Origin of the sequence: Streptomyces sp. NPDC006552 (genome assembly GCF_040611655.1) — a bacterium.
Taxonomy (GTDB): domain Bacteria; phylum Actinomycetota; class Actinomycetes; order Streptomycetales; family Streptomycetaceae; genus Streptomyces.
On sequence record NZ_JBEXOS010000006.1, the window covers coordinates 68043 to 80327 of the forward strand.

Below are 12285 nucleotides of genomic sequence, written 5' to 3' on the forward strand. Positions count from 1 at the left end.
GCGACGGTGCTCAGGCGGACGTCAGGGCTTCGGGGTGGCGTGCGGGGCGCACGTCACGTCCTTGCTGTCGGTCTTGCCGGTGAGCAGGTAGGTGTCGACCCGGTCGTTGATGCAGGGGTTGGTCAGACCGGTGACGCCGTGGGAGCCCGCGTCCTTCTCGGTGATGAGGCGGGAGCCCTTGAAGCGCTTGTGCAGCTCGACCGCGCCCTCGTAGGGGGTGGCGGCGTCGCGCGTGGACTGCACGATCAGGACCGGCGGCAGGCCCTTGCCGGTCTTGACCTCGACCGGCGTCTGCTGCTTGGTCTTCCAGGTGGCGCAGGGCAGGTTCATCCACGCGTTGGCCCACGTCATGAACGGGTAGTCCTTGTGCAGCCGCGTGTTGTCCTTGTCCCACTTCTGCCAGCTGGTGGGCCACTTGGCGTCGGCGCACTCGACCGCGGTGTAGACCGCGTTGCTGTTCTCCGAGGCGGCGTTGCCCGCGGTGTCGGAGAGGTCCGGGGCGATGGCGTCGACCAGGGCCTGCGTGTCACCGGCGACGTACTTGCTCCACGTCTGGGCGACCGGCACCCACGACGAGTCGTAGTACGGCGCGCTCTGGAAGAAGCCGATCAGCTCGGCCGGGCCGACGACCCCGCCGAGGGGGCTCTTCTTCGCGGCAGCGCGCAGGGTCAGCCACTGCTGCTGCACCTTGGCACGCGTGTCACCGAGGTGGAAGGTGGCGTCGTTCTTCGCGACCCAGTCCTGCCAGTCCTTCCAGCGGCCCTCGAAGGCGATGTCCTGGTTGAGGTTGGCCTCGTACCAGATGTTGGACTTGGCCGGGTTGACGACGCTGTCCACGATCATGCGGCGGACGTGGCCCGGGAAGAGCGTGCCGTAGACGGCGCCCAGGTAGGTGCCGTAGGAGACGCCCAGGTAGTTGAGCTTCTTGTCGCCGAGGGCGGCGCGGATGACGTCGAGGTCGCGCGCGGTGTTCGGCGTCGTCATCTGCGGCAGCATCTCGCCGCTGCGCTCGTAGCAGCCGTCCGCGTACTCCTTGGCGAGCTTGCGCTGGGCGCGCTTGTCCGCCTCGTCGTCCGGGACCGGGTCGGCCTTGGGGGCCTTGACGAACTCCTGCGGGTCGATGCAGGAGATGGGCGCCGAGTGGCCCACGCCGCGCGGGTCGAAGCCGACGAAGTCGTACGCCTTCGCCATCTTCGCGTAGATCGGGTTCTTGGTGGTCACGCGGGTCGGGAAGCGCAGGCCCGAGCCGCCGGGGCCACCCGGGTTGTAGACGAGCGAGCCCTGGCGCTCGTCCTCGGTCCCGGTGGAGCCGACGCGGTCGACGGCGAGCTTGATCTGCTTGCCGTTCGGCCTGGCGTAGTCGAGCGGCACGGTGACCCAGCCGCACTGGATGGGCTTGGCGAAGCCCCAGTCGGCGGGGCAGTCCTGCCAGTCGACGCCCTTCTTGGCGGCTCGGGCGGCGGCGACGGCGGCGCCCACCGTCTCACGGACCTGGCTGTGGCCGCCGTTCGGACGCTGCTGGGCGTTGGCCGCGGGGGCGGCGACCGCTCCCGCTATCAGCGCCGCGGCGGCGAACGCGCTCGCGGAACCGACCACCGCCTTCCGGCTGCCGCGACTCGTGCGTCGAGTCTGTCTCACGTGAGGCCTCCGCACATCGATTCGATCGTTACGTCGATCGTGTTGCCGATCGGTACGCGGATCCTGTCGTGTGTGGGGTCCCTGACAACAGAGAAGAGGGGCGTTCTTTACCAATCCGATAAACGGTATGACCCGTCCCGGTGAGCGGTCAGAGCAGTCGGCCCAGCGCTGCGTCCAGGGCCCGGCGCAGCCGCAGCGCGTCGGGGGCGACCGCGGTGACCAGGACCGCGGGCCCCGGAAGCGGGGAGAGCACGGCGGTGCCGTCCGCGTCGAGCACCGTAGCGGACGGCGGCGCGTCCGCGAACTCCGGCCGTACGACGACGAGTTGGCCCAGAGCCCGGTATCCGGCCAGCACCGCGGGGCCGTCCCAGCCGCCGGGGGCGCCGGGGCCGCAGGCGAGTTCCTGGTCGAGCAGCGGGCGGCCGGCGTGGTGCAGTGTCAGGCGGCTGGTGAGCCGGCCCGGGCGCTCGCCGGTCCGGCCGAGGACCTGTTCCTCGCGGAGCACGAGGCGGGCGCCGGGGGCGAGATCGACGCGGGTGGTGACCCGCAGGTCGCTGTCGGCCACCGAGATCAGCTGTTCCGGCAGCCAGTCGAGGCGGCCGCCGTCGGCGACGGTGAGCCGGACGTCGTAGCGGGCCTCCTCCTTCACCTGGCCGGGCAGGGCGAGGGTGGCCGCGACCGAGCCGAGGCGCAGGTGGGCGCCTTCGTCCGCGCGGGCCTCGACGGTGACGTGGTCGCCGCCGAGCGGGCCGCTCATGGCGCCGACCAGGACGACGCGGGCCTCGGCACCGGCGGCCCGGATCCGGCGGAGCGCGAACGAGCCCTCGCTCGCCAGCACGGGCAGCGCGGTGCCGCCCCGGCCGTCGGCGCGGGCGGTGATCCGGGCGGTGGACCGGACGCCCGCGCGCGAGCCGCCGGGCCCGCTGCCGGGCCGGACTCCCGGCCGCGGCGCGCCGGCGTGGACGCTCACGCGGTCCATGCGGCGAACTTCGCGCGCACCCAGGCCGCGACCTCGGCGACTCCGGCCTGCGAGCGCAACGACTGGAGCACGACGGGAAGGGCGCCCCGGGCCTCCTTGGCGTCGGCGGCCATCCGGGCAAGGTCCGAGCCGACGTAGGGGGCGAGGTCGGTCTTGTTGATGACGAGCAGGTCGGCGGTGGTGACGCCGGGGCCGCCCTTGCGCGGGATGTCGTCGCCGCCCGCGACGTCGATGACGAAGACCTGCGCGTCGACGAGGCCCTTGGAGAAGGTGGCGGTCAGGTTGTCGCCGCCGGACTCGACGAGGATCAGGTCGAGGGGGCCCGCGCCCTCGGCGAAGTCCGTCTCCAGGTCCTCGACGGCTTCGAGGTTGGCGGAGATGTCGTCGCGGATCGCCGTGTGCGGGCAGGCGCCCGTCTCCACGGCGGTGATCCGCTCGGGCGGCAGCACGGCCTCGCGCAGCAGGAACTCGGCGTCCTCGCGCGTGTAGATGTCGTTGGTGACGACGGCGAGGGAGAGCTCGTCGCGCAGGGCGCGGCAGAGCGCGGCGACGGTGGCGGTCTTGCCGGAGCCGACCGGGCCGCCGAGCCCGATGCGCAGGGCGCGGCGGGTTCCGTCGGGCCGGTGGGCGTCGGCGGAGACGGCGGCGGGACCGTCGTGGGAGTGGTCGAGGTGCATGGTCTACGGCTCCGGTTTCGTGAGGGACATGAGCGGCCGGCTCAGTCGGGGGCACTGCGGGGTCCGTCGCGGAACTCCCTCCGCGGCGTTGTGCGGGGCGGGCACCGGCGTTGCCCGAGGGGGTGCAGGGGCGGATCTAGGACGCGAAGAGGCGCACCGGCCAGGCGGCGTGCGTCTCCGCTCCGATGTCGAGCAGCGGCGCGGAGCGGGCGGGCAGCATGTCGACGCCCTCGTCGACGGCCCAGCGCGCCACGTCCACAGCGTCCCGCACGACGAGATCCAGCTCGGGCGCGAGCCGCGCGAGCACCCCGGTCGCGTCGAAGGGGTCCAGGCTCAGCAGGCGCACGACGGCGGTCGCGGGCCCGCTGACACCTTCGTACGCGCAGCAGTACGCGGCGTCCTCGGGGCCGAGCCCGGCCGCGCGGGCGGTCAGGCCCAACACGACCGGCTGGTGCGCGCCCTTGGGGAACTGCCGTGCCAGAGCGTCCAGTTCGGGCCCCGGCCAGGTGGCGCGGGCGGCTCGGGTCAGCTGTCGGCCGAGCCTGCGCGCGGCCACGCGCAGGGCCGCCGACGGGGTGCGGGCGTCGGCCGCCGCGTCCAGCGCGACGGGATCGACGCCGAGCGCCGCGGCGGCGGCAAGGGCGGCCGCCACGAGGCCGCTGGTGTGCAGCCGGCCGCGGCAGAACTCCTCCAGGCTCGCGGCGTCGGTGACGCGGCCCGCCCGGACGGCGGGCTCCGCCCCGCCGGAGTGGGCGTGCCCGCCGGCGGGGAAGCGGCCGTCGGCCAGGACGAGCAGGGTCGCACGTGTCATGGCGTCGCGACTCAGAACAGGAAGTACCGCTGGGCCAGCGGCAGTTCGACGGCGGGGGCGGGTTCGACGAGTTCGCCGTCGATGGTCACGGCGAACGAGTCGGGGGCGACCTCCACGCGCGGCAGGGCGTCGTTGTTGCGCATGTCGGCCTTGGTGCGGCCGCGGGTCGAGCGGATCGGGACGAACGCCCGGCCCAGGCCCAGCCGCTCCGGCAGGCCGTCCTCCAGGGCCCATTCGCTGGTGAAGTTCACCGAGTTGGCCGCCGGGGCCCGGCCGTACGCGCCGAACATCGGGCGCGGCAGCACCGGCTGGGGGGTGGGGATGGAGGCGTTGGCGTCGCCCATCTGCGCGTAGGCGATCTGTCCGCCCTTGAGGACGACCTGCGGTTTCACCCCGAAGAACTTCGGGTCCCAGAGCACCAGGTCGGCGAGTTTGCCGGTCTCGACGGAGCCGACCTCGTGCTCGATGCCCTGGGCGAGGGCCGCGTTGATCGTGTACTTGGCGACGTAGCGGCGGGCGCGCCGGTTGTCGGCGCGGGTGTCGCCGGGCAGGAAGCCGCGGCGGCGCTTCATGACGTGGGCGGTCTGCCAGGTGCGCAGGACGACCTCGCCGATGCGGCCCATGGCCTGCGAGTCCGACGACATGATCGAGATGGCACCCATGTCGTGCAGGATGTCCTCGGCCGCGATGGTGGTGGGCCGGATGCGGGACTCGGCGAAGGCGAGGTCCTCGGGGACGGCCGGGTTGAGGTGGTGGCAGACCATCAGCATGTCGAGGTGTTCCTCGACGGTGTTGACGGTGTGCGGCCGGGTCGGGTTGGTGGAGCTGGGCAGCATGTTGGGCAGTTGCACGGCGGTGATCATGTCCGGAGCGTGTCCGCCACCGGCGCCCTCGACGTGGAAGGCGTGCAGGGTCCGGCCCGCGACCGCGTCGAAGGTGTCCTGGACGAAGCCGGCCTCGTTCAGCGTGTCGGAGTGGACGGCGAGTTGGGCGCCGGACTCCTCGCACACGTCGAGGCAGGCGGAGATCACGGCCGGGGTGGCGCCCCAGTCCTCGTGGATCTTGAAGCCGAGGACGCCCGCGCGCAGCTGGTTGCGCATCGACTCCTTCGACATGGTGTTGCCCTTGCCGAGGAACCCGACGTTGACGGGGCTGTCCTCCATCGCCGCGAACATCCGGGCGAGGTGCCAGGAGCCGGGGGTGATGGTGGTCGCCTTGGAGCCCTCGGCCGGGCCTGTGCCGCCGCCGATGAGGGTCGTGACGCCGGAGGCGAGGGCCTCGTCGACGAGGGTCGGCGAGATGAAGTGGATGTGGGTGTCGATGCCGCCCGCGGTGATGATCTTGCCGTTGCCCGCGAGGACCTCCGTCTCCGGGCCGATGACGAGGTCGGGGTGGACGCCGTCCATGGTGTCGGGGTTGCCGGCCTTGCCGATGCCGGTGATCCGGCCGTCGCGGATGCCGATGTCGGCCTTGACGATGCCCCAGTGGTCGATGATCAGGGCGCCGGTGATGACGGTGTCGGGGGTGCCTTCGGCGCGGGTGGCCCGCGACTGGCCCATGGATTCGCGGATGACCTTGCCGCCGCCGAAGACGGCCTCGTCGCCGGAGCGGCCGGGGCCGCCCGAGCGGTCCTCCTCGATCTCGACGAACAGGTCGGTGTCGGCGAGGCGGACGCGGTCGCCGGTGGTGGGGCCGAACAGGTCGGCGTAGGCGGCGCGGGACAGCTCAGGCATCGAGAGGCCCTCCGGTCTCGCCGCGCAGGCCGGGGACGATCCGGTGGCCCGCGAGGGGGATGAGTTCGACCTCGACGGGGACGCCGGGCTCGAAGCGGACGGCGGTTCCGGCGGGGATGTTGAGCCGGTGGCCGCGGGCGGCGGCGCGGTCGAGGTCGAGGCCGGGGTTGGCCTCGGCGACGTGGTAGTGGGAGCCGACCTGGATGGGCCGGTCCGCGGCGTTGAGCACCGTCATACGTATGACGGTGCGGCCTTCGTTGTAGCCGACCGGTTCGTCGGCGAAGAGGATCTCTCCGGGAATCATGGCTGCTGCTTTCCCGTCAGACGATCGGCTCGTGGACGGTGACGAGTTTGGTGCCGTCCGGGAAGGTCGCCTCGACCTGGACGTCGTGGATCATCTCGGGGATGCCCTCCATGACGTCGGCGCGGCTGAGGAGCATGCGTCCGGACGACATCAGTTCGGCGACGGTCCGGCCGTCGCGGGCGCCTTCCAGCACGTGCGAGGTGATCAGGGCGACGGCCTCCGGATGGTTGAGCCGCAGACCCCGTGCCCGGCGCTTGTCGGCCACGTCGGCGGCCACATGGATCAGGAGTCTCTCCTGCTCGTGCGGGGTCAGATGCACGCGTCCCACCTCACAGTCTCGCTCCGGACCGTGCGGGGCCCGGCTGCCGCGGCCACCGCGACGGGTATAGATGTAACACACAAGAATGGCGCGCGACGGCGCGCACCCGGCTACGAAAACCCCTGGTGGCGTGCGGTGCAGGCTAGTTGGGCGGAGTTTCAACGACGTTAACCGTTGCTTGACCGCGGCATTGCTGACGGCTGACCTGCCCCATACCCATCAGCCCATGCGGAGCGCCCGCGCGAACCGTGCGCGCCGCCTCGGCCGACGCCGGTCCCCGCTCGTTCGTCCGGCGGCAGGTGCGCCCTTATCGGACCTCGGGCCCGCGATGGTCCGCCGCGATGCCGAACCGCTGCCGTTCGCCCGGAGCGGACGGCGCAGAGCCCAGCCGCGAGACGGACGTGGTCGCCGGCTCCTCCGCGCAGTCCGCCGCGGACGCGGCGAGGGTTTCGAGTCGCTCCAGGTCAGCGGCGGAGACCAGGCCGACGAGGGGCTTGCCGTGGCGGGTCACGACGACGCGCTCGCCGCCGTACACCACGCGATTGATCAGCTCGGCGAGTTCAGCCCGTGCTTGCGTCACCGGAATCTCGTAGGCCATGCTCCCCATCGTACGTCATGTACGTCCTGTACATTTTTTACCGAGGCGGCTCTCCGCAGGCGGGAGCCGTGACGAGCAGTGGAGGTACGTCCGCCATGAACCGCTACCGGCCCGCCGGCCGCTATGTCCTGCCCGAGTTCACCGAACGCACGGCGTCGGGGCACCGCACGCTCGATCCGTACGCGAAGCTCCTGGAGGAGCGCATCGTCTTCCTCGGGACGCCGGTGGACGACACCTCCGCCAACGACGTGATGGCCCAGTTCATGCACCTCGAACACGCGGCGCCGGACCAGGACATCTCGCTCTACCTGAACTCCCCCGGCGGCTCGTTCAGCGCGATGACGGCGGTCTACGACACGATGCGGTATGTCAGTTGCGACGTGGAGACGGTGTGCCTGGGACAGGCCGCGTCCGTCGCGGCGGTGCTGCTCGCCGCCGGGACGCCGGGCAAGCGGATGGTGCTGCCGGGAGCGCGGGTGGTGCTCGACCAGCCCGCCCTGCCCGAGCCGGCCCACGGGCAACCCAGCGATCTGGAGATCCAGGCGCGCGAAATGGCGCGCACGCGCGAGCAGTTGGAGGAGTTGCTCGCACGCCATTCCGGGCGGGCGAAGGAACAGGTCGGCCGCGACATCGAGCGGGACACGGTGCTGGACGCGCGGCAGGCCGTGGCGTACGGCCTTGTGGACCAGGTCGTGCACAGCCGCAAGGCCGGGCTCGGCGCACCGGGTGTGCGGTGACGTCCTGATGTATCCGCCCGAACTGCCGCCGCTGCCCGCGCTGACCCGGGCCGAGTGCGCGTTCCTGGACAGCTACCTGGAGGTGGTCGATCTGCTCGCGCGCATCAATCCGGCGCGCGGTGACGACACCTATCGCGGGCTGCGGGCCGCGCAGGCGCTCGTCGCCCGGGCAGCGGCGCTGCGGGACGCGCTGGAACTGATGCACCGGCGCGGCGAGAGCGAGGTGCACGCGGCCACTCTGACACGCGCCTTGCGGGTCCTTGACGGTGAGAAACGGACACGGAGAGTCGCATTGCCGCCAGAAGTGGCCAGTTGACGCCATGGTTCGGTCGGACCGTCCGCGATCACGCCGCCATGGGCCACATGGTGTACCACCAAACGGCGTAGACATGCGCCCGGCGGCACGGCGGCCGGAGTTGCGCCCCAGGGGTACGCGGAGACCGGAATCAGCTGTTCCGCCGCTGGTGCGGGCAGGGTCGGGCGGCGCGGGCCCGGCCCGGACGGAGCAACGCCCACCCGAACGGGTCAAGCGTGACGAGCCTCACTTACCGCCGGTTCAACTCGGTTTCCGGCCCGAATGTGCGTGAAGATCCCTCCGACGACAAGCCCCCGCCGCCGCGGCGGGGCGGTCCGTGCGGACGCCGAGTCCTGCCGCCGTGCGGATGCCAGGTCGACAGATGTGCATCGGCAGGAGTGGAGGACCCAGGCACGACGGGCCGCCGGCCCACCTCGACGGAGGTGGCGTCCGAGGGGCCCTTGGGGTGAAGCCGCACCGCGCGGCCGGGCATCTTCGCCTGCCCGAACCCGACAGGTCACCCTTCACAGGCGGTTGACGAAGGGTTGCGCATGACTGCGCTCAATCGTGTTCCCGCCCTGCTGAGCCGGGCGGGGACCGCCTCGGCCCTGACGCTCGCCGTCGCCGGCGCCGGGCTCGTGGTCCCCGGCACCGCGTCCGAGGCGTCGGCGGCCACGGTCTCGACCAAGGCACTGAAGGTCGCGGCCTCCAAGAAGGGGGCGCCCTACAAGTGGGGCGCGACGGGCCCGCACCGGTTCGACTGCTCGGGGCTGACGCTCTACTCGTTCAAAAGGGCGGGCAAGAAGCTGCCGCGCACCGCCGCGCAGCAGTACAACAAGACCCGCCATGTCGCCGCGTCCCACCGCACGACCGGGGATTTGGTCTTCTTCCACTCGGGCCGGAGCGTCTACCACGTCGGCATCTACGCCGGGAAGGGACGGATCTGGCACTCCCCCAAGACCGGGGCCGTGGTGCGGCTGGAGAAGATCTGGACGCGGAGCGTCTGGTACGGGCGGGTGCGCTGACGCCGCCGTACGGAGCGCTCCCCCGGGGACGGGCCACGGCCGTCCCCGCGCGACATCGCGCGCCGCCGGCGTCACCAGGCCGCGCGCGGACCCGTGCGGCGGCCGTCCGGACGGGCGGTCCAGGGCAGGGAGATCCATACGGTCTTGCCGCCCTCGGGGGTCGGCGACACCGAGAGCCGTCCGCCGCACTCCGCGGTGAGGCAGCGGATGATCACCATGCCGCGTCCGTTGTCCTGCTGGACGGCCGCGGGCAGCCGCTTGGGATAGCGCGGGTGGCTGTCGGTGACGCCGATGCGCAGCCGCTCGTCGCGCTCCAGCTCCAGGTCGACGGTGAAGGTGGGGGACAGGCCCAGGGTGTGCTGCACGGCGTTGGTCGCCAGCTCCGAGACGATCAGGCGCACGCTGTCGGCCGTGTCGGTGTCGCCGGGCAGTCCCCACTCCGCGAGCACCCGGCTCACGTACCTGCGGGCCGCGGGGACCGAGGCGGGATCGCTCGGCAGCGTGAGGGATGCTTCCTGGTGGTCTGCCATGGCGACGTCGTCCCTTTCCCACCGGGGCCGCACCTGCGACGCTGGCGGTTCGCTGGCGTGCGGTCTCCGACTTCTGCTTCGCGCCAGCGTGCCACCCCGATGTCCCTCCGTGGTGCCGATCCCCCAAGATATGCATATATCTGTCGCTCGAAGCGGTGAACTCTGCGCCGGTGAACCGTATTTGGGCGGGCGCGCGCCGGTTCCTCTACCGTCTGCCCAGAGGCGGTGCCGCACGGCCCGGGAAAAGGGTCCGGCGGTGCGGCCCGAGGAGTACTGAGGAGTCGGCATGAGGTACGGTCCCGCGGTCCGCCGTCGCAAACTCGGCGCGGAGTTGCGCGCACTGCGTATCCAGGCCGGCCTGACCAGTGGTGAGGCGGCCCGCCGGGTGGGCTGGCACCAGTCGAAGGTGAGCCGGATCGAGACAGGACGCAGTGGCGTGAAGGCGTCGGATGTCCTGCGGCTGCTCGACGCGTTCGAGACAGCGAGCCCGCGGCAGCGGGAGCTGATAGTGGCGCTCGCGGGCGCGGAGGACGCGGGCGGCCACAACTGGTGGCACGCCTATCGCGGCCTGCTGCCGCCGTCCTACCGCGACTTCATCAGCCTGGAGTCCCAGGCGTGCCGCATCCGGACGCTGGAGACGAGTGTGGTGCCGGGGCTGTTGCAGACGCCCGAGTACGCGCGCGCGGTGACGCGTTCGGTGCTGGCCGGGACGCCGGAACCGCACATCGAGGCGCTGGTGGAGGTGCGGCTGGCGCGCCAGGAGGTCCTGCGGGCGCGGCCGCCGCTGGAGCTGAGCGCGGTGCTCGACGAGGGGGTGCTGCGGCGCGAGGTGGGCGGCCCCGGCGTCCTGCGGCGACAGATGGCACATCTGGCCGAGGTGGCGCGGCTGCCCCATGTCCGAATTCAGGTGCTCCCTTTCTCTGCGGGCGGCCACATCGGCCTCACCGGGCCTTTCGTTGTTTTCTCATTTCCGAACACTTCTGATCTGGACGTGGTTGTTCTCGACCATTTGACGAGTAGCCTCTACCTCGAACGGAAAGAAGACCTCATGGCGTACACCGAAGCCTTCGATGCTCTTCTCCTCCGTTCTCTGTCACCCGAGGACTCGCTGGAATTCATCGCAGAGATCGCCGGATGACCGAGCGGACGAGGACGCCGACGCCTCGCCCCCGGCCCGGCACGGCGTAAGGGGGCACCATGAATGCACTGCCTCGGTACGTTCCCACCGTTCCCGCAAGCTCGTCGCTGGGCGGCGCCCGGTGGCGGCGCAGCAGCCACAGCACCGGCGCGAACAACTGCGTCGAGACCGCCCCGCTGACCTCGGGGCCCGCGTCCGGGCTGTGGGGCGTGCGCGACTCCAAGAACATCGCGGGGCCCGCCCTGCTGTTCACCCCGGCCGCCTGGGAGGGGTTCGTCAACTCCCTTCGGTGAACGCACCGTCGGGCGCCACGCGGCTGATCACCCCTACGGCCTCGCCGAGTTGTGCGTCGGTGAGGTCGGCGCGGGCGGTCAGCCGCAGCCGCGAGATCCCGTCGGGCACGGAGGGCGGGCGGAAGCACCCCACCGCGAGGCCGGCCGCACGGCACCGCGCGGCCCAGCGCACCGCCTCCTCGGGCGAGGGCGCGCGCACGGAGACGACCGCCGCGTCCGGTCGCACGGCGGTCAGACCCGCCGCGCCCAGCAGCCGGTGGAGGGTCGAGGCGACCTCGCGGGCCCGGTCGGCGCGGTGTGGTTCGCGGCGCAGCAGCCGCAGGGCGGCCAGCGCGGCACCGGCCGCCGTCGGCGCGAGACCGGTGTCGAAGATGAACGCGCGTGCCGTGTTGACGAGATGGTCGATGACGTGGGCCGGTCCGAGGACCGCACCGCCCTGGCTGCCGAAGGACTTGGAGAGCGTGACGGTGGCGACGGTGTCGGGCGCGCCGGACAGTCCGGCGGCGTAGGGGGCGCCGCGGCCGCCGGAGCCCAGCACGCCGAGTCCGTGGGCGTCGTCGACGAGCAGTCCGGCGGCGGACGCGCGGCAGACGGCGGCCAGTTGCTCCAGCGGCGCACGGTCGCCGTCGACGGAGAAGACGGTGTCCGAGACGACGACGGCCGGGCCGTCGTGCGTGGCCAGGGCCTTGCGGACGGCGGCGGGGTCGGCGTGCGGCACGACCTCGGTGGCGCCGCGGGCGAGGCGGCAGCCGTCGATGAGGGAGGCGTGGTTGGCCGCGTCGGACACGATCAGCGTGCCGTGCGGAGCGAGCGCGGTGACGGCCGCGAGGTTGGCCGCGTAACCGGAGGAGAGCACGAGCGCGGCCTCGAAGCCGCAGAACTCGGCCAGTTCCCGCTCCAGTCGGCTGTGCAGCTCGGTGGTGCCGGTCACCAGGCGGGAGCCGGTGGCGCCGCCGCCCCAGACGCGCGCGGCCCCGGCGGCGCCCTCGACGACCTCGGGGTGGCGGGCCAGGCCGAGGTAGTCGTTGCTCGCGAGGTCGAGCAGCGGGGAGTCGGCCGGGCGGGGGCGCAGGGTGCGCACGAGGCCGGCGGCCTCACGGGTGCGGCGCGCCGCGTCGAGCCAGCCGAACGCGCGGGTGGAGGTCGTGGCCATGACTCCCTCTGTTTGTAGGTAACGCACAGACCCTAGTCGTCCCGCCACCAGGTCA

At 72.3% G+C, this 12285-nt stretch carries 15 protein-coding genes and 1 riboswitch; of the genes, 5 read left to right on the plus strand and 10 right to left on the minus strand.

Translation table 11 applies throughout. From position 1 onward, the window contains the following. Positions 1–21: 21 nt before the first annotated feature. The 8 genes from ABZY33_RS05695 to ABZY33_RS05730 all read right to left on the minus strand — a co-directional run bounded on the left by ABZY33_RS05695 (position 22) and on the right by ABZY33_RS05730 (position 7059). Positions 22–1596: an alpha/beta hydrolase gene (locus tag ABZY33_RS05695; RefSeq protein ID WP_356490290.1), complete on the minus strand. Its 1575-nt coding sequence runs from the start codon at positions 1594–1596 to the stop codon at positions 22–24. Between the two features lie 190 nt (positions 1597–1786). Further along, complete coding sequence (locus tag ABZY33_RS05700; RefSeq protein ID WP_356490196.1) at positions 1787–2617, minus strand: urease accessory protein UreD; 831 nt, start codon at positions 2615–2617, stop codon at positions 1787–1789. Next, positions 2605–3294 (minus strand): urease accessory protein UreG, encoded by a 690-nt coding sequence (gene ureG / locus ABZY33_RS05705; RefSeq protein ID WP_356490197.1) that lies wholly within the window; start codon positions 3292–3294, stop codon positions 2605–2607. The genes ABZY33_RS05700 and ureG overlap by 13 nt, the downstream gene beginning before the upstream one ends. A gap of 136 nt (positions 3295–3430) precedes the next feature. Further along, positions 3431–4105, minus strand: coding sequence for an urease accessory UreF family protein (locus ABZY33_RS05710; RefSeq protein WP_356490198.1), 675 nt, complete (start codon positions 4103–4105; stop codon positions 3431–3433). An 11-nt stretch (positions 4106–4116) separates the two neighbouring features. Then, entirely contained in the window at positions 4117–5838 is a 1722-nt protein-coding gene (locus ABZY33_RS05715; RefSeq protein WP_356490199.1) for an urease subunit alpha, read from the minus strand. Then, positions 5831–6142, minus strand: coding sequence for an urease subunit beta (locus ABZY33_RS05720; RefSeq protein WP_356490200.1), 312 nt, complete (start codon positions 6140–6142; stop codon positions 5831–5833). The genes ABZY33_RS05715 and ABZY33_RS05720 overlap by 8 nt, the downstream gene beginning before the upstream one ends. A gap of 16 nt (positions 6143–6158) precedes the next feature. Next, complete coding sequence (locus tag ABZY33_RS05725) at positions 6159–6461, minus strand: urease subunit gamma (RefSeq protein WP_356490201.1); 303 nt, start codon at positions 6459–6461, stop codon at positions 6159–6161. 307 nt (positions 6462–6768) lie between these two features. After that, positions 6769–7059 (minus strand): type II toxin-antitoxin system Phd/YefM family antitoxin, encoded by a 291-nt coding sequence (locus tag ABZY33_RS05730; RefSeq protein WP_356490202.1) that lies wholly within the window; start codon positions 7057–7059, stop codon positions 6769–6771. Between the two features lie 95 nt (positions 7060–7154). Between ABZY33_RS05730 and ABZY33_RS05735 the strand changes: the two genes are divergently transcribed. The 3 genes from ABZY33_RS05735 to ABZY33_RS05745 all read left to right on the plus strand — a co-directional run bounded on the left by ABZY33_RS05735 (position 7155) and on the right by ABZY33_RS05745 (position 9116). After that, positions 7155–7796, plus strand: a complete 642-nt coding sequence (locus ABZY33_RS05735; protein ID WP_356490291.1) for an ATP-dependent Clp protease proteolytic subunit — start codon at positions 7155–7157, stop codon at positions 7794–7796. A gap of 7 nt (positions 7797–7803) precedes the next feature. After that, positions 7804–8112: a hypothetical protein gene (locus ABZY33_RS05740; RefSeq protein ID WP_356490203.1), complete on the plus strand. Its 309-nt coding sequence runs from the start codon at positions 7804–7806 to the stop codon at positions 8110–8112. 395 nt (positions 8113–8507) lie between these two features. Beyond that, a riboswitch (cyclic di-AMP (ydaO/yuaA leader) is annotated at positions 8508–8639 on the plus strand. Positions 8640–8642: 3 nt separating this feature from the next. Further along, complete coding sequence (locus tag ABZY33_RS05745; RefSeq protein ID WP_356490204.1) at positions 8643–9116, plus strand: C40 family peptidase; 474 nt, start codon at positions 8643–8645, stop codon at positions 9114–9116. A gap of 71 nt (positions 9117–9187) precedes the next feature. Here ABZY33_RS05745 and ABZY33_RS05750 read toward each other — a convergent pair whose 3' ends face one another. Next, complete coding sequence (locus ABZY33_RS05750) at positions 9188–9646, minus strand: ATP-binding protein (protein ID WP_356490205.1); 459 nt, start codon at positions 9644–9646, stop codon at positions 9188–9190. 286 nt (positions 9647–9932) lie between these two features. Between ABZY33_RS05750 and ABZY33_RS05755 the strand changes: the two genes are divergently transcribed. Together ABZY33_RS05755 and ABZY33_RS05760 are read left to right on the plus strand one after the other, a co-directional pair. Further along, complete coding sequence (locus ABZY33_RS05755; protein WP_356490206.1) at positions 9933–10784, plus strand: helix-turn-helix transcriptional regulator; 852 nt, start codon at positions 9933–9935, stop codon at positions 10782–10784. Positions 10785–10843: 59 nt separating this feature from the next. Beyond that, positions 10844–11077, plus strand: a complete 234-nt coding sequence (locus ABZY33_RS05760; protein WP_356490207.1) for a DUF397 domain-containing protein — start codon at positions 10844–10846, stop codon at positions 11075–11077. Here ABZY33_RS05760 and ABZY33_RS05765 read toward each other — a convergent pair. Beyond that, positions 11061–12230: an 8-amino-7-oxononanoate synthase gene (locus tag ABZY33_RS05765; RefSeq protein ID WP_356490208.1), complete on the minus strand. Its 1170-nt coding sequence runs from the start codon at positions 12228–12230 to the stop codon at positions 11061–11063. The two genes, ABZY33_RS05760 and ABZY33_RS05765, sit on opposite strands and share 17 nt — an antisense overlap. Positions 12231–12285 lie beyond the last annotated feature (55 nt).